This window comes from Roseibium sp. SCP14 (assembly GCF_040329475.1).
Taxonomy (GTDB): Bacteria; Pseudomonadota; Alphaproteobacteria; order Rhizobiales; family Stappiaceae; genus Roseibium.
This window is the reverse complement of record NZ_JBDZYH010000004.1, coordinates 395,256-411,751: the sequence shown is the minus strand read 5'-3', so window position 1 is coordinate 411,751 and position 16,496 is coordinate 395,256. Positions and strand designations below refer to the sequence as shown.

Here is a 16,496-nt window from a genome sequence, read left to right as displayed (position 1 = left end):
CCCTATCTTCGAATGGGTTGCACCCATTCGCTCTGCATCAATGTGCGGAGAAGACAAGCTTGACCAGACGCAAGTTTCACGTCGTCGTTTTCTGATACCTTGAAGATACGAAATCGACATTTTCCTGAAGCAACAGAGGCTTCACTCTTGCTTGTCACAAATTTTGTTTCCGAATCTCGAGCGATAAATTGACTGCAACAGGTTTCAACTTTGCCCTTCGCAGCGTGCAGGCTGCCTTGTTTTGCCTTTCGCTTCTGCTCGTTCAAAGTCAGGCGGCGTTTGCCACCCCTGACCAAATCATCATCACCGGATTTGAAGCCCCGCCCTATTTTTACACCGATCAAACGGGAAACCCGACCGGACTGCTGGTCGAGCTGGTTCAGGAGGCTTCCAGAAAATCCGGCGTATCTGTCAAATTTGCAGTCACGAATTGGCCTCGCGCCCAACTTGAAACCCGGAATGGCGGTGCGGACCTGATATTCCCGGTCGTCCGCACACCAGAACGAGAATCCTGGCTGGAATATCCCCTCGCGCCTATCACACGGTTCGAGATGATGATTTTCTCAAATGGGAACCCCGAGTTTTCTTTCACCGGCAACGCCGATGAACTGCACGGTCTGCGTATCGGCAAGATCGCAAAGGGGCGCATGCATCCGAAGTTCCGCGCGCTGGAAGAAAGCGGCAAGGCATTGGTTGAACCACGAGACAATGTCGACCAACTCATAACTGCGGTCCATCATGGCCGCATTGATGCCTTCGTGGCCCCACGTCTCATGACACTCTGGACGATCGACAAGATGGGTATCGAAGACGTTCACCCTTTCGCAACCCCGATGGGTGTTTCGAACATCTATCTGGCCCTTTCCAAGAAGAGCAAAAAACGTCTTGCCTGGGAGAAGCTAAGCAAGGCCTTGCCAAACCTGGAAATCAGGAAATCTCGGTTTCTCGCCGCGCTGGCTGACAGGTAATGTCTCTTTCCGGCCGCCGCCGCAACGCGGTCCTGCCCCCATCACATACTCCTCAAAAGCAGTTCTTGCCTCACTGCGACGAATTGTATACAAGCGCACACAATTGATTTCCGGTACAACTGAAACCAGTGAAATTCTCTCGCTGCTCCCAGCTCCATAAATTCGCAAGGCAGATCGCACCATGGCAAAGATCAAAGTCGACAATCCTGTAGTTGAACTCGATGGCGATGAAATGACTCGCATCATCTGGCAGTTCATCAAGGACAAGCTGATCCACCCCTATCTCGATATCGACCTCCTGTACTACGATCTCTCGATCCAGAAGCGTGACGAAACCGACGACCAGATCACTGTCGACGCTGCCAATGCAATCAAGGAACATGGGGTTGGCATCAAGTGCGCGACCATCACACCGGATGAAGCCCGCGTCGAGGAATTCGGCCTGAAGCGCATGTATCGCTCACCCAACGGCACCATCCGCAACATCCTTGGTGGCGTCATCTTCCGCGAACCGATCATCATGCAGAACGTGCCTCGCCTGGTACCGGGCTGGACACAGCCGATCATTGTGGGTCGCCATGCGTTCGGTGATCAGTACCGCGCCACCGACTTCACCTTCCCCGGCAAAGGCAAGCTGACCATCAAGTTCGTGGGTGACGATGGCACCGTCATCGAACGCGATGTCTACGATGCGCCTTCTGCCGGCGTTGCAATGGCAATGTACAATCTTGATGACTCCATTCGCGACTTTGCCCGCGCTTCCTTGAACTACGCCCTGCAGCGCAAGGTGCCCTGCTACCTGTCGACCAAGAACACGATCCTGAAAGCCTATGACGGCCGCTTCAAGGATCTGTTCCAGGAAATCTATGAGGCCGAGTTCAAGGAGAAATTCGCGGACGCGGGTATCTGGTACGAGCACCGCCTGATCGATGATATGGTTGCTTCTGCCCTGAAATGGTCCGGCGGCTATGTCTGGGCCTGCAAGAACTACGATGGCGACGTCCAGTCCGACACCGTGGCGCAAGGATTTGGATCCCTTGGCCTTATGACCTCCGTTCTGATGACCCCGGACGGCAAGACCGTTGAAGCGGAAGCCGCGCACGGAACGGTCACGCGCCACTACCGCCAGCACGAGAAAGGCGAAAGCACGTCCACCAATTCCATCGCCTCCATTTTTGCCTGGACCCGTGGCCTTGCGCACCGGGCAAAGCTTGATGGCAATGACAAGCTCGCCCGTTTCGCCAAAACGCTGGAAAGCGTCTGCATCAAAACCGTTGAATCCGGCTACATGACCAAGGATCTGGCCTTGCTCGTCGGACCGGATCAGGGCTGGATGACAACAACCGGCTTCCTCGACAAGATCGATGAAAACCTGCAAAAGGCAATGGCGGATCTCTGATCACGAGATCAAGGCGAAGTTGACAACGCGCTCCGAAGCCCTGCCTCGGGGCGTTTTCTTCTGGATTGACCGCCCGGCTTGAAGAATTTTCCAGCCGCTTGCCCGGGTTTGAACAACTGCTCTACTGTTCGAATCGTCTGGGACAAGGAGATTGCCGGTGTTGACGATCGAACAGCTGAAGACACCGCTGATCGGCCCGATCGATTTCACCCTTGAACGAGGGTCCTGCAAGACGATCTCTGGTCCTTCAGGTGCCGGAAAATCTCTGTTTCTGCGCGCGATTACCGATCTTGACGAAAGCGAAGGCAACGTTTCGCTGCACGGCAAGAACAGGGAGGCTTTTCAGGCTCCGGAATGGCGCCGAAAGGTGTCTTACGTTCCGGCGGAAAGCGGCTGGTGGTCGGAGCGGGTCAAGGATCACTTTGCCGATACACCCGACCTGCAATCGCTGTTGAAAGCTGTTGGCCTGCAAGATGCGCTTTCCTGGGAGGTTTCCAGACTGTCAACGGGCGAACGCCAGCGCCTCGCCCTCGTCCGCGCTTTGCAGCTCGACCCGGATGTCTTGTTGCTGGACGAACCGACCTCGGCACTCGACCCCACATCAATCAGCCTGGTGGAGGCACTTCTAAAATCCCGGCTAACGGAAAGGTGCGCCATGTTGCTTGTGACCCATGATCCTGCGCAACCCGAACGCCTCGGCGCCCGGCGATACCGGATGGCCGCAGGAAGGCTTTCTGAAGACAAGGCGGCTTCACTGTGACCGGATATCAGGTGCTCACCTATTGGGACCTGGTTGCTGCGTCCGTCTTTCTGCTCCTGAATGCACTTTTCTCCATCGCCCTCAATCTGGGACTGACCCGAACTTTGATTGTTTCGGCACTGCGCATGTCCGTGCAGCTGCTCCTTGTCGGCATGATCCTGAAGGCGATTTTCTTTGCAGGGTCCCTTTTGTGGACGCTGCTCGCAGCAGCCGTAATGCTTACTTTTGCAGGTCGTGAAATCTGGGCGCGGCAGGACAGACCATTGAAAGGTCTGTGGGGTCCCGGTCTTGGCACGGGTGCAATGTTGGTCGCTGGCGGCCTGATCACCATTTATGGTCTGGCAGGGCCAATCCGTCCGGACCCGGTCTGGTCGCCGCAATACGCCTTGCCGCTTTTCGGCATGGTTCTCGGCAATACCATGACCGGCGTCAGTCTCGGCCTCGACACTCTGCACACTGCCCTTGCCAAAGGCCGGCGGGACGTTGAGGCTCAACTTCTGCTCGGGCGTACCCGATGGGAGGCAACGCGGCCTGCCGCGCGTCAGTCCCTGCGCTCGGGCTTCACCCCGATAATCAACTCCATGGCGGCGACCGGTGTCGTTTCCCTGCCGGGAATGATGACAGGTCAGATCCTGTCCGGCGTCGACCCTCAGGAGGCGGTGAAGTATCAGCTGCTGGTCATGTTTCTGCTGGGCGGCTCAACCGGTCTGGGCGTACTCGGGGCAACATTTTGCAGTCTCTGGCGGCTAACAGACACAAGACACAGGTTACGCCTGGATCGGTTAAGCAGAGGACGTTCATGATCGAACTGTTTGGTGCCGACTATTCGGTTTACGTGCGCTCCGCCAGATTGGCGATGGAGGAAAAGGGCGTTCCATACATTCTTATACCTGTCGATGTGTTTGCCACCGGAGGTCCACCGGAAGAGCACTTCAAACGACAGCCTTTCGGCAAGATACCGGCGCTGAAGCACGATGGGTTTTCACTTTATGAGACAGCTGCAATCCTGCGCTATGTGGATGAGGCCTTTGACGGTCCGCTCCTGCAGCCGAAAGATCCGAAGTCCCGCGCGCGGATGACGCAGATCCTGTCGATCCTCGACACCTACGCCTATCGGACACTTGTCTGGGACATTTTTGTTGAACGCGTTGCCAAAACACGCGAGGGGGCCGAGGCGGATGAAGTCAAGATCGCTTCAGCCCTGGGTCCGGCGCGGACAATCATCTGCGTATTGGAGGACCTGACTGAGCAAGGCGCGTTTCTCTTGGGCGAGCAACTGACGCTTGCTGACTGCCATGCAGCACCAATGCTCAATCTGTTTCAGAAAACGCCTGAAGGGGCAGAGCTGATGGAAAGCTCACCGAAACTGCTGAATTGGTTGCAGGCCTTCAAAGTGCGGAAAAGCTTCCAGACAACAGAGCCCAACCAAAAAAACTAGCTGACAAGCGCTAACCCGAGTGTTGCGTTGCTTGCAACCGTTGAAAGACGACAGCGTTGGCGTCCTCGTCTCTCTTACAGCAGCAGCAAGTACCACAGGCCGGGTAATCCTGCGATTTTCGTGTTAGCGTTCCAATCATTGTTTGAAGACAACCCGTGATGGAGGTTGCCGTGCTTGAATCATTTTCTGAAGCTGTAAAAATTATAGCAAGAATTCAGAGGCTTATTATGTTTTCCTTGAGCGCAGCATTATTTGTTTGCCTCGTTTCAGTCGCCGGCGCCCAATCTGTTTATGAACCGGCCCGAGGATCAGCGGAACGCAAAGCCATACTGGATACTATTCGTCCAATGGTCGAAGTCCGCGTTGGCCCGCCCGTTGAGTTCGTCGTCGGCTGGATGCGTTCTGGCAATGGCTGGGCGTTCATTCAGGTTGACCCGCAACGCCCCGGAGGCGGTGCAATAGACTTGCGTTTCACCTCTTATGCCAGTCAGGCGGAATACATGGATGGCCTGACGACATATGCCCTGCTTGTATACCGCTACAACCGCTGGAATCTGGTCGATTTCGTCGTCGGCCCAACGGATGTCTTCTGGGTGGGAGATCCGCTCTATGCACAGCTGCCACCGGGACTGACGCCCTACTGAACTGCGCCCCTTTCAAAGGCCTTGCGGAAGTTCAGTATCAGCAGGGCCCTGCCCGTACTGGAGGATCTCGATGAGTCACACTACAGAGACCCACTCCCCCGATGCCGGATACTGGCATCTTTGGAGCGACGCCGACGGCATCACTCACCAAACCCATTGCCGGTTCCAGCACCTTGAGCTCAAAACCTTTGCTCCTCCGGCCAAGGACCTCTGGACAAAACGGCTTGCAGCAGATCCGGAAGACATCACGATCCTTGTGCTTCAACCGGGAACACTCAATTGGCACCGCAATCCGCAGCCCCAATGGATCGTTCCGCTGTCGGGAACCTGGTTTGTTGAGAGCATGGATGGCACCCGCGTCGAAATGGGCCCCGGTCAACTTTCCTTTGGAGAAGACCAGCTGGCAAAATCTGATGCGAATGGTCGTGAGGGGCACCTATCAGGTGTCGTTGGAAACGAACCTTGCGTCCTGATGGTCATTCAAATCAAAGATCCACCCAGAGTGGGTGCAGCCTGCAAGGTCGATTGAGAAAAAACTGATGAAGTGAGTCCGGCAAAATCCACCCCTCCAGCGCTGCGTCGGCTTCGTTGATTACTTTGCCGGGCCTTTTTCCGGAGACGAATCTTCCTGGAACAACAGTTCCGGCTCTTCCCTGGCATCCTCCGCAGAGGCATAAACCCCGGCCTGTTGCAATTCTTCTTCGGCCAGCTCCCCCAGCACTTTCTTGCCCGCAGCAACCCTTTCGCGTGCCTCAGCCATGATTTTCTTGGCCAGTGCCTCGTCACGGTCCATCAGCTGCTGAAGCGCATCGGCCTCCAGAACCAGAAGCTGGCAATCCCGGTAGGCAACCACATTTGCGGTTCGGCGCGTCTGGTTGATGAGCGCAAGCTCTCCGAAAAAGTTGCCTTCGCCAAGATAGATCGTGTCGTGCTGAAGCTTGATCTCCACTTCCCCGTCGGAGATGAAATACATGCGATCGGCAACATCGCCCTTTTCGGCAATGGTTCCGCCCTTTTTCACACTTTGCGCCTGCAGGAGCTTTGCCACTTCCGCAATTTCGGTTGCCTTGAGGTCTTCAAACAACGGAACACGGGCCACCATCGACCAGGTCACGACGAAATCCCTGCTGTGAATCTCCCTGGCAAATGCAGAGGCGATGATACCGACAGGAAGCGCAATCAATCCGTACCCCATCAACATGACGACGCTACCGACCACCTTGCCCAGATTGCTGACCGGCACGACATCCCCGTAACCGACCGTCGTAACTGTCGTGATCGCCCAGTAAATGCCATGCAGGATGCTGCGAAATTTCTCGGGCTGCACGCTATGTTCGATCAGATACATCAGCGTCGCCGCCAGCAGGATCACACCAAGGATGATCATGCTGGAGCCGATCAGCGCCTTGCGCTCAGCCACAACTGCCGAAATGAGCGATCGCAAGGCCGGCGAATACCTTGCGAGTTTCAGGAACCGCAGCAATCGCAGGATGACGACGACCGTCACCGCCTGATTGGGCAGGAACAGCACGAAGAGCAGCGGCAACGCACCAATGAGATCGACGATGGCATCCGGTTGAATGGCGTAGCGCAGACGCGACCAGACAGGGCCATAGCGGCGCAAAGGCGGATGCATGTCGGCCACATAGAGACGCAGGATATATTCAAACAGGAAGATGAAGCCGCTGCCGAGCTGCAGAAAGCGCAGATGATGACCGAAAGTTGCCCGGATCGCGGGCACCGTTTCCAGGACCGCCAGGACGATATTGGCAAGAATGAGAAACACCAGAGTATGGCGCAAGGTGCGCGCGGCCACTCTGCGTTTTCCCGTGTCTTCGAGCACTTCATAAAGCGCCCGCTTGAAGTCCTGGCCGTGCACGCTGCACTCCGTTTTTCGAAACAAGACCCTTGGCCGGGCCGTATCTTCTTGAATAACCTTACAATAGTTAAATTCAAATCCAACTGCCGCTACGTTTCACGCCCTGCGCGCGAAGCCGTGAGGTCATGTTGCCGGATCGTGATTGGGCAAAATTGTCGCAGCCCCCATCTCTAGAAGGGTAACCACCGCTCTTTGAGGAGGGAAAAATGACTTTTGAAACAAACAAGGTTCGCGCTGCAGAAACGACACCCCATCATATCGTTCTGAAAATGTTGATTACCTCGACCTTTCTCGCAGCAGCAGCGCTGGCAATCACTGCAATGGTTCACTAAGAATTTCCGCGACCCCTAGTGAAAAAAGCGTGCCTCCCGGGCACGCTTTTTCATTTTTACCCGCATACACCGGCCAGCCATCAGGCGGACAGGCGAACGTCGGAACTTTCCTGATCCGTCGGTCTTACCCGATGCCTTGTCGGTTTCTTGTAGCGGCACGCCTGATTCCGCCCACTTCGCTTGGCCCGGTAGAGCGCCTTGTCGGCGTGATCGTACAGTCGTTCGAACGCTTTGCCCGACACTTTCGTGTCCGTAAGTCCTGCACTCGTTGTAAAGGCAATGTCCGCCGCACCGGGGTCTATCCTGAGAATGGAAGCACCCAGGCAGACCTTTTGAGCCAGTAGATCCAGTTCCTCTCCAACACGCCCGCGGATAAAGACAGCGAATTCCTCGCCACCGATCCGTCCCAGAACGGCGTTCCTGCCCGCAAACGATTTCAGAAAATCGGCAAAAGCGACCAGAACCTTGTCGCCACCCTGGTGACCATGGCGATCATTGATCCGTTTGAAGTGGTCCAGATCGAGAAGCAGCAGTGTGCCCTTCCCGCATTCGGGATCCTTGAGCTGCTCGTCGACACGCCTGATAAAGGCCCTGCGATTGTTCAGTCCGGTAAGAACGTCGGTATCGGCCATTACCTGAACTTTGGCTTCCGCCCGTTCCTTTGCCAGCAACAGGCAAACGAAAACCGCTGCAACAGTATGAAGCAGAGACAGAACGATCAGAACATACAGCCAGCTGGAGACCGGCAGCATGTCCGTAAAATCAATCGGCATCCAGACGGGAAATGGCAGAACGGCAAGATGCAAAATCGCAAAACTGGTGAAGACGAGTACACCGGCCCTGCGCCCGGGCAACGCTTCTCCCGCCTTGCCCCGATACATCTCAACGGCAGCCAATGCGTAAAAAAGGGCGGCGGCCGAAAAAATGTAGAGCTGTCGGTTGAGAGCCATGGTTTCTACGGACTGGTCGTAAGCAACTCCGACCGGAAGCAGACCCAGAACAACCGCGAAGGTGAAAAACCAAGGGGGGCGGCGGCCGAAGAATGAGCGGACACCCAGCCATGCACTCGAAAGCCCGACCAGGAACAGCATGCAGCCGGCATATTCGCTCATCCAGTCGGGACCGTAAGGCCGCAGCACAATCAAAACGCCACCGACAGCCGGAGCCCAGAATGTGAACGCCCAAAATCTGAGATAGGTCGACTGAAAATTCGACCGGAGCGCAGCGCTGACAACAAGGAGAAAGAAAACATAGACTGTGGAAAGGCACAGCAACACGGCAGGCACTGACAATATCAGCTCCACGTGTCCGCTCCTTTCAACCCACCCTTCCAATACCGGCAGGACCATGAGCCGACTCGCGTTTCAAGACAACACTCCTTTTACGCAAACGTGACCCTTGGCAACAGCTGAATTTGACCAAGCGGAATTTTCCTGCGCCCGGCAACTGAGATTGGACTGAAGAGTTCAGCATGGCCAGAGGGGTGCAAGAAGCACAAATCGCAACTATTCCTTCTATGGGCCACGGCACAGCCACAGTTCGCCCTCAGGCTCTCGAAGTTTTCACACTGGAAAATCTGTCTAGCTCAGCAATGAAACGACTGCTTCTGTTCTTTCTGGCAATGGCGATGGTTCTTTACCTCGTCAATGCCTCCTGGCTCGCCCCGTCTCTGCAAGGCGGTGATCTGAAGATCATCTCCCATCGCGGTGTTCACCAGACCTATGATCGCACGGGGCTTGATCGCGACACCTGCACGGCGTCACGCATCTATCCTCCTGAACATGCCTTTCTGGAAAACACCCTTCCGTCGATGGCAGCCGCCTTTTCAGCAGGCGCCGATATTGTCGAGATTGATATCCATCCCACGACAGACGGGCAATTTGCCGTTTTTCACGACTGGACCCTTGATTGCAGAACCAATGAGACCGGAGTGACCCGCAATCACAGCCTGAACGACCTGAAGACAGTCGACATTGGTTACGGATATACCGCCGATGGCGGCAAGACCTTTCCGTTTCGAGGCAAATCGAACAACGGGATTCCCTCTCTGAAGGAAGTTCTCGCGGCATTTCCTCATGGGCAGTTTCTGATCAATTTCAAAAGCAAGGATGTTCGGGAGGCTGATCAGCTGGAAAAGCTGCTTCTTGCACATCCTGACTGGAGGCCGCGTATCTGGGGCGTCTATGGCGGCGAAGCACCGACTCGGCAGATGGGAAGTCTGGTTCCGGGCATGCGCAATTTCACGAAGGCGGACACCAAGACCTGCCTCAGGGAATATCTCGCGATTGGTTGGTCCGGCTATGTTCCAGAGACCTGCCGCGGCCGCCAGATCCTGGTGCCATCCAACTATGCGCCCTGGCTTTGGGGATGGCCAAACAGGTTCCTGAAAAGAATGAACGACCACGACACCGAAATTGTTCTGGCAGGTCCGCCCAGCGGATCCGGAGGCATTGACAGCCTTGATCAGCTTCAATCGGTTCCGGACAACTTCTCGGGTTATGTCTGGACCAACAAGATAGAAATAATCGGCCCCATTCTTGGCAACCGGTAGGCCTCAATTGAAAGGGCGAGGTCTCGTTGCCCCGCCCTTTTTGAAAATCCGACCTGGATCGCCGCCGAACCTACAAGCCGGTCAAGTGGGTCTCGATGGCCGCAATGGCGGTGTCCGCCTTGGAGCCGTCCGGTCCGCCGGCCTGAGCCATGTCAGGGCGGCCGCCGCCGCCACGCCCGCCGAGCGCTTCCGATCCGATACGAACCAGATCGACTGCGTTGACCTTTTCGGTCAGATCCTTCGTGACGGCGGTAACAATCGCGGCCTTGCCATCGTCGGCAACATTGATCAGCACAATCACGCCGGAGCCGAGCTGGGCCTTGGCCTCATCCGCCATGCCTTTCAGATCCTTCGGATTGATGCCCTCCACAGTGCGTGCCATCAGTTTGAAGGCTCCGGCGTCCTTGACGGGCGCCCCGCCATTGCCGCCGCCACCCATGGCGAGTTTTTTCTTGGCATCCGCCAGTTCTTTTTCAAGCCTGCGGCGTTCTTCAACGAGCTGCGCGACGCGTGCCGGCACATCATCGGCACCGATCTTGAGAAGCCCGGCGATCTCACGCATGCGCTTGTCCTGCGCATCCAGGTAAGACCGAGCCTCGGCACCGGTCAGAGCCTCGATACGGCGAACCCCGGCCGCGACAGCGCCTTCAGACACCAAAGTCACAAGGCCGATATCGCCAGTGCGCCGAACGTGAGTACCACCACAAAGTTCCGCCGAATACGGTTTGCCTTCCTTCGGGCCGTGCAATGCGGTGCCCATGGAAACCACGCGGACTTCATCACCGTATTTCTCGCCGAAGAGTGCCATGGCACCGGCTTCGATCGCATCGTCAACAGCCATCAATCGTGTTTCGACCGGGGCGTTCTGCAGGACGATTTCGTTGGCGTATGTCTCAACGACTGCCAGCTCCTCGTCACTCATCGGCTTGGGATGGGAAAAGTCGAAACGCAGGCGTTCCGGCGTCACCAGGGACCCTTTCTGTGCCACATGCGTTCCGAGCACCTCACGCAGGGCCTCGTGGACAAGGTGGGTCGCCGAGTGGTTGGAGCGGACGGAACTCCGCCGGTCATGATCGACCTGCAGTTCAAGGGCCAGCCCCGGAACCAGTTCACCTTCCTCGACCGTGACACTGTGAACGAAAAGACCGTCGGCTTTTTTCTGCGTATTGGTGACTTTGATCTTCAGATCGGCACCCAGCATGAGGCCGGTATCACCGACCTGACCGCCGCTTTCGCCGTAAAACGGGGTCTGATTGAGGATGACATACCCACTTTCACCAGCTGACAGCTTGTCGATTTCCTTGTCGTCCGACGCTAGGGCGACAACTTCACCTTCGGCAACCTCGGTCTCATAGCCGAGGAAGTCGGTTGCACCGTGCTTTTCCTTCAAGGCAAACCAGACAGCTTCGGTCGCAGCACCACCGGAACCGGACCATGCCGCACGCGCTTCTGCCTTCTGCCGCTCCATTGCCGCGTCGAAGCCATCGGTGTCGACAGAGATGTCCCGGGCACGAAGCGCATCCTGCGTCAGATCAAGCGGGAAGCCGTAAGTATCATAAAGCTTGAAGGCGGTCTCACCGTCCAGCTGTCCGCCGGCAGTGAGGTCTTCGGTTGCGCTGTCGAGCAGACCGAGACCACGCTCAAGGGTCTTGCGGAAGCGGGTTTCTTCCAGCTTCAGGGTTTCAGTGATCAGGTCTTCTGCCCGAACCAATTCCGGATAGGCACGGCCCATCTCACGCACAAGCGCAGGAACGAGCTTGTGCATCAGCGGCTCGCTGGCGCCAAGAAGATGCGCATGCCTCATGCCGCGCCTCATTATCCGGCGCAGGACGTAGCCCCTGCCCTCGTTGGACGGCAGAACCCCATCGGCAATCAGGAAACTGGTGGAACGCAGGTGATCGGCAATCACGCGGTGACTGCCAAGCGCAGCGCCCTGCGCCTCGACGCCGGTCGCATGTTCGGAAGTCGAAATCAGGGCCTTGAAGAGATCGATTTCGTAGTTGTTGTGAACGCCCTGCATCACGGCGGCAATACGCTCGATCCCCATGCCGGTGTCGATGGACGGCCGCGGCAGGTTGAGGCGCTCCTCCGCAGTCTGCTCATACTGCATGAAGACGAGATTCCAGATCTCGATGAAACGGTCGCCGTCTTCTTCCGCAGAGCCTGGAGGGCCACCCCAGATGTGGTCGCCATGATCGTAGAAGATTTCAGAACACGGACCGCAAGGGCCTGTGTCGCCCATTGACCAGAAATTGTCCGAGGTCGGAATGCGAATGATCTTGTCTTCGCTCAGTCCGCCGATTTTCTTCCAAAGGTCGAAAGCCTGATCGTCTTCGGAGTAAACCGTCACCAGAAGTTTGTCCTTTGGGAGGCCAAATTCCTTGGTGATCAGGTTCCAGGCGAGTTCGATCGCCCGGTCCTTGAAATAGTCGCCAAAGGAAAAATTCCCGAGCATTTCAAAGAACGTGTGGTGCCGGGCGGTATAGCCGACATTGTCCAGGTCGTTGTGCTTGCCACCGGCGCGAACGCATTTCTGCGATGTCACTGCACGGGAGTAGTCGCGCTTTTCCAGGCCGGTAAAGACATTCTTGAACTGGTTCATGCCCGCGTTTGCAAACATCAGCGTTGGATCGTTGCGCGGCACCAGCGGTCCGGACTCCACAACCTCGTGGTCGTTCTTGTCAAAGTAGTCCAGAAACGCGGAACGGATTTCATTTACGCCGGTCATTCGGGTCTCGCATCGGTCCGGGCCCGGAAAGCAGGGCCTGTTGAAATTCTTTAAGGGCTTCGGATCGCTCAATGGATCCGTGCCGGAACAGCCTTTTAACTTTGAGCTCAAACCCTGTCCAGCGGTTGCACACCTGCAATATCAAGGAAACCGGCAGAAATTCGGCAAGATCGGCCGTTGCCTCTTTCTGGCACCAATAAGAAAAGCCTTCCCCTGCAAATCAAGGGAAGGCCTTGGAAGGCCGGACATGCGTCCGGAGCCTGTTGGAAGCGGTAAGGTTTCCGACGCTTAATCCGCGTCTTCCGCCCCGCCTTCCGGATCGATAATTGCTTCTGCAATCAGACCGGCATTCTGACGGATCGCCAATTCAATCTCATCGGCGATTTCCGGATTGTCTTTCAGGAATTGCTTGGAATTCTCACGCCCCTGACCGAGACGCTGGCTGTTATAGGAGAACCAGGCACCGGATTTTTCAACAATGTTGCCCTTGACGCCAAGGTCGATCAGTTCACCGGTCTTGGAGACGCCTTCGCCATAGACAATATCGAACTCGACCTGACGGAAAGGAGGCGCGAGCTTGTTCTTGACCACCTTGACGCGTGTCTGGTTGCCAACCACTTCATCCTTATCCTTGATCGCACCGATACGGCGAATATCGAGGCGCACGGACGCGTAGAATTTCAGGGCGTTACCACCGGTCGTGGTTTCCGGAGAACCGAACATCACACCGATCTTCATGCGAATCTGGTTGATGAAGATCACCATGCAGTTCGACTTGGAAATGGAGGCCGTCAGTTTGCGCAGCGCCTGACTCATCAAACGAGCCTGCATTCCCGGCAGGCTGTCGCCCATCTCGCCTTCAAGTTCGGCTTTCGGTGTCAGTGCGGCCACCGAGTCGATCACCAGCACGTCGATCGCCCCGGACCGGACCAGCGTGTCTGCAATTTCGAGTGCCTGTTCACCAGCATCTGGCTGGGAAATCAGCAAATTGTCGATGTCGACACCCAGCTTACGTGCATAAATCGGATCGAGGGCGTGCTCGGCATCAACAAAGGCACAGATACCGCCAGTCTTCTGAGCTTCGGCAACCGTGTGAAGCGCGAGCGTGGTCTTACCCGAAGATTCAGGACCGTAAATCTCAACGATCCGGCCCTTTGGCAGGCCGCCGATCCCAAGCGCAATATCAAGACCGAGCGATCCTGTGGAAACGGCTTGCACCTCAACGGCCTGGCCTTGTCCCATCTTCATGATGGAGCCTTTACCGAAGGCACGTTCAATCTGGCTGAGCGCCGCGTCCAGCGCTTTTGTCTTATCCATCTGGCTGCTTTCTACGAGTCGAAGTGTACTTTGTGACATGCTCACGCTCCTTATTCCACGACGGACGCGTTGTTTCAATGAAAGCGTTTGTACACATTTTGTTCTCATTTGACAAGTCGGCAAAACCGATTGGTATTAAAATGAAAATGCGCTTTTGTTTCCAATATGTTCCGCCTGAGGCGCGACAAGTTACCGCTACGTCAGCAAAAAAGGAGAACAACTCGTGATTCTACGTACAGACAGAATCATTCAGCTTTCATCCACACCGGTTGCCGCGAGCTTCACGATCTGCTAGCCCGCCTCTTCATAAATCTTCAGAGCCGGTTTCCCGGCCTGACTACGGGAAAGTTCTGAAAAGTGTCTCCTTCAACCGAGAGCCGCGTCATTTCCATTGGAGCGCTTCACTTCGACACGATCGCGCATGCGAGCTCGCCGATCCGGCCCGAGACGTCCACTCCAGCCCGTCACAGCTCCAAACCCGGTGGTGTTGCAACCAACATTGCCAGAGCACTCGTCAAGCTGGGTGTGGACACCGGCCTTGTCGGCGTTCTTGGCGAGGATGGACCGGCTCATACCCTGATCACGAAATTGGCAGCCGAAGGGGTGAAGCTGTCACATGTGGTCAGAAAAGGGTTTTCAACCGGGCAGTATCTGGCCTTGCACAATCCGGACGGGGAACTGGCGGCGGCCTGCGTCGATGACAAAATTCTTTCCGAAGCGCCTCCAGGCTTGTTCGACAAGAGTATCGAGGAATTGAAGTCCAGTCTGCCACACGGGACGATCTGGTTTCTGGATGCAAATCTGCCCGAAGCCATGCTTCATCGGGTAACCGATGCGATCGGCAAAGGCAGGCTCATTGCCAATGCCGTTTCGAACGCCAAGGCTCCCTGTCTGAAAGCCGTGCTGAACAAGCTGGACTGCCTCATGCTCAACCGCGGTGAAGCCATTGCCTTGACGGGGCTGCCAGAGGAATCGGCTGCTGAAAAGCTCGTCGAGGCCTTGCACCACATGGGTTTGAAAAGCATGGTTTTGACGAGCGGAAGCGATGATGTCCTTCTTTCCGAAACCGGTACCCTCACACGCTTTTCTCCTCCGGCGGTTGATGTTGTCGATGTCACCGGTGCCGGAGATGCGCTGACCGCCGGCACGATTGCCGCTCTCGCAAAGGGAATTCCCCTGAAAGAAGCAGTCCCTTACGGATTGTCCGCCGCAGCCATGACGCTGCAGAACACCGGCGCTCTGGCACAAGACCTGTCCTGGGATGCCATCGAAAATTTTTGACCCGTTGGACAAATATGCACCTTGGCGTGCTCTTCCCGGGAACTTATAACAACACGAAATCCGGTCCGGGCATTGAGCTACAGGACAGCCTCTAGAGAAAGGCTCACACGTGAACACACCCGCCAACACCTCCGCGATGAAGGATCTGATCGTTTGCAACGACGAAGTCCGCCAGGCGCTTGCTGAAGGTAAACCCGTCGTTGCGCTTGAATCCACAATCATCACTCATGGCATGCCCTTCCCCCGCAATGTCGAAACCGCGCGCCAGGTCGAATCCGATATCCGCGCCGAAGGTGCGGTGCCTGCAACCATTGCGCTGATGGACGGCAAGATCATGGTGGGCCTGTCGGATGCTGATCTTGACCGGCTTGCCCAGGCGGAAGACGTGATGAAATGCTCCCGCGCCGACCTGACATTCGCGCTCGCGACCGGGCGCTACGGCGCGACAACGGTCGCGGCCACCATGATGGCGGCGCATCTTGCCGGAATCCAGATATTCGCAACCGGCGGCATTGGCGGTGTTCATAAGGGCGCTGAAGAAACATTCGATGTTTCTGCAGATCTTGACGAACTCGGTCGTACGCCTGTTTGCGTTGTCTCTGCAGGCGCAAAGGCGCTTCTCGATATTCCGAAAACTCTGGAAGTCCTGGAAACCAAAGGCGTGCCGGTCATCGCCTTCGGAACGCAGGAATTGCCTGCATTCTGGTCCCGGGAAAGTGGCCTGGCGGCTCCCTACTCCATGAATTCGGCGGAAGAAATCGGATCTCTTCTGAAGATGCGTCGAAATTTCCCCGATCACGGCGGCGTTCTGATTGCCAATCCCGTACCGGAAGCTGATCAGATTCCGCGTAACGAAATGACCGGATACATTGATGAAGCCATTCGGAAAGCGGATGCAGAAGGTATCAAAGGCAAAGACGTTACCCCATTCGTACTTGGAGCCATTCTCGACCTGACAAAAGGCAGAAGCCTCGACACGAATATCGCTCTCGTGCGCAACAATGCACGGCTGGCGGCTCGGATCGCTGCCGAACTTGTCTGATCATTCGCGAAACCACAAGCCGGACCCGTTTGCTCCGGCTTGTGCTTTGCAATTCATTGATGGCTTATTGCCGAAATTGTTCTTTCCGCCACGGCTGCTTCCAATTCTCATATGACGAGCGTCCGGCTCCCCATTTTTCCTGCATCACCATAATCTA

General features: G+C 56.1%; 15 protein-coding genes. 11 read left to right on the top strand and 4 right to left on the bottom strand.

What is annotated here, in order from left to right:
• Positions 1-188: 188 nt before the first annotated feature.
• The 7 genes from ABLQ08_RS18895 (at position 189) to ABLQ08_RS18865 (ending at position 5,738) form a co-directional block, all read left to right on the top strand.
• A complete protein-coding gene (locus ABLQ08_RS18895) occupies positions 189-968 on the top strand; it encodes a substrate-binding periplasmic protein (protein ID WP_352945112.1) in 780 nt (259 codons plus the stop codon).
• Positions 969-1,149: 181 nt separating this feature from the next.
• Positions 1,150-2,367: an NADP-dependent isocitrate dehydrogenase gene (locus tag ABLQ08_RS18890; RefSeq protein ID WP_352945110.1), complete on the top strand. Its 1,218-nt coding sequence runs from the start codon at positions 1,150-1,152 to the stop codon at positions 2,365-2,367.
• A 157-nt stretch (positions 2,368-2,524) separates the two neighbouring features.
• On the top strand, positions 2,525-3,127 hold the full coding sequence (locus ABLQ08_RS18885; protein ID WP_352945108.1) for an ABC transporter ATP-binding protein: 603 nt from the start codon (positions 2,525-2,527) through the stop codon (positions 3,125-3,127).
• Positions 3,124-3,930, top strand: coding sequence for an ABC transporter permease (locus tag ABLQ08_RS18880; RefSeq protein WP_352945106.1), 807 nt, complete (start codon positions 3,124-3,126; stop codon positions 3,928-3,930). Before ABLQ08_RS18885 ends, ABLQ08_RS18880 begins: the two co-directional genes overlap by 4 nt.
• Positions 3,927-4,565 carry a glutathione S-transferase family protein gene (locus ABLQ08_RS18875; protein ID WP_352945104.1) on the top strand — a complete coding sequence of 213 codons (639 nt, stop codon included), beginning with the start codon at positions 3,927-3,929 and terminating at the stop codon, positions 4,563-4,565. The genes ABLQ08_RS18880 and ABLQ08_RS18875 overlap by 4 nt, the downstream gene beginning before the upstream one ends.
• Before the next feature lie 347 nt (positions 4,566-4,912).
• Positions 4,913-5,209: a hypothetical protein gene (locus tag ABLQ08_RS18870; RefSeq protein ID WP_352945102.1), complete on the top strand. Its 297-nt coding sequence runs from the start codon at positions 4,913-4,915 to the stop codon at positions 5,207-5,209.
• Between the two features lie 70 nt (positions 5,210-5,279).
• Positions 5,280-5,738, top strand: a complete 459-nt coding sequence (locus tag ABLQ08_RS18865; protein WP_352945100.1) for a cupin domain-containing protein — start codon at positions 5,280-5,282, stop codon at positions 5,736-5,738.
• A gap of 63 nt (positions 5,739-5,801) precedes the next feature.
• Here the strand turns inward: ABLQ08_RS18865 and ABLQ08_RS18860 are convergent, their stop codons facing one another.
• Entirely contained in the window at positions 5,802-7,088 is a 1,287-nt protein-coding gene (locus ABLQ08_RS18860) for a cyclic nucleotide-gated ion channel (protein ID WP_352945099.1), read from the bottom strand.
• Positions 7,089-7,294: 206 nt separating this feature from the next.
• On the opposite strand from ABLQ08_RS18860, the gene ABLQ08_RS18855 reads away from it, so the two are divergent.
• Positions 7,295-7,420, top strand: coding sequence for a hypothetical protein (locus ABLQ08_RS18855; RefSeq protein WP_352945098.1), 126 nt, complete (start codon positions 7,295-7,297; stop codon positions 7,418-7,420).
• Between the two features lie 80 nt (positions 7,421-7,500).
• Here ABLQ08_RS18855 and ABLQ08_RS18850 read toward each other — a convergent pair whose 3' ends face one another.
• Positions 7,501-8,724 (bottom strand): GGDEF domain-containing protein, encoded by a 1,224-nt coding sequence (locus tag ABLQ08_RS18850; protein ID WP_352945096.1) that lies wholly within the window; start codon positions 8,722-8,724, stop codon positions 7,501-7,503.
• Positions 8,725-9,011: 287 nt separating this feature from the next.
• Between ABLQ08_RS18850 and ABLQ08_RS18845 the strand changes: the two genes are divergently transcribed.
• A complete protein-coding gene (locus ABLQ08_RS18845) occupies positions 9,012-9,971 on the top strand; it encodes a glycerophosphodiester phosphodiesterase family protein (RefSeq protein WP_352945094.1) in 960 nt (319 codons plus the stop codon).
• Positions 9,972-10,041: 70 nt separating this feature from the next.
• Here ABLQ08_RS18845 and alaS read toward each other — a convergent pair whose 3' ends face one another.
• A complete protein-coding gene (gene alaS / locus ABLQ08_RS18840) occupies positions 10,042-12,699 on the bottom strand; it encodes an alanine--tRNA ligase (protein ID WP_352945092.1) in 2,658 nt (885 codons plus the stop codon).
• 288 nt (positions 12,700-12,987) lie between these two features.
• Positions 12,988-14,055, bottom strand: coding sequence for a recombinase RecA (gene recA, locus ABLQ08_RS18835; RefSeq protein WP_352945090.1), 1,068 nt, complete (start codon positions 14,053-14,055; stop codon positions 12,988-12,990).
• 318 nt (positions 14,056-14,373) lie between these two features.
• On the opposite strand from recA, the gene ABLQ08_RS18830 reads away from it, so the two are divergent.
• A complete protein-coding gene (locus tag ABLQ08_RS18830; protein WP_352945089.1) occupies positions 14,374-15,297 on the top strand; it encodes a PfkB family carbohydrate kinase in 924 nt (307 codons plus the stop codon).
• Between the two features lie 136 nt (positions 15,298-15,433).
• The gene (locus ABLQ08_RS18825) at positions 15,434-16,339 is read left to right on the top strand and encodes a pseudouridine-5'-phosphate glycosidase (RefSeq protein ID WP_352945591.1); all 906 of its coding nucleotides are present in this window, start codon (positions 15,434-15,436) and stop codon (positions 16,337-16,339) included.
• Positions 16,340-16,496: the final 157 nt, after the last annotated feature.

Coding starts and splice junctions, on each gene's coding strand:
- ABLQ08_RS18890 (WP_352945110.1), top strand. CDS start 1,150: ATGGCAAAGATCAAAGTCGACAATCCTGTAGTTGAACTCGATGGCGAT.
- ABLQ08_RS18875 (WP_352945104.1), top strand. CDS start 3,927: ATGATCGAACTGTTTGGTGCCGACTATTCGGTTTACGTGCGCTCCGCC.
- ABLQ08_RS18870 (WP_352945102.1), top strand. CDS start 4,913: ATGGTCGAAGTCCGCGTTGGCCCGCCCGTTGAGTTCGTCGTCGGCTGG.
- ABLQ08_RS18865 (WP_352945100.1), top strand. CDS start 5,280: ATGAGTCACACTACAGAGACCCACTCCCCCGATGCCGGATACTGGCAT.
- ABLQ08_RS18855 (WP_352945098.1), top strand. CDS start 7,295: ATGACTTTTGAAACAAACAAGGTTCGCGCTGCAGAAACGACACCCCAT.
- ABLQ08_RS18845 (WP_352945094.1), top strand. CDS start 9,012: ATGAAACGACTGCTTCTGTTCTTTCTGGCAATGGCGATGGTTCTTTAC.
- alaS (WP_352945092.1), bottom strand. CDS start 12,699: ATGACCGGCGTAAATGAAATCCGTTCCGCGTTTCTGGACTACTTTGAC.
- recA (WP_352945090.1), bottom strand. CDS start 14,055: ATGTCACAAAGTACACTTCGACTCGTAGAAAGCAGCCAGATGGATAAG.
- ABLQ08_RS18825 (WP_352945591.1), top strand. CDS start 15,434: ATGAAGGATCTGATCGTTTGCAACGACGAAGTCCGCCAGGCGCTTGCT.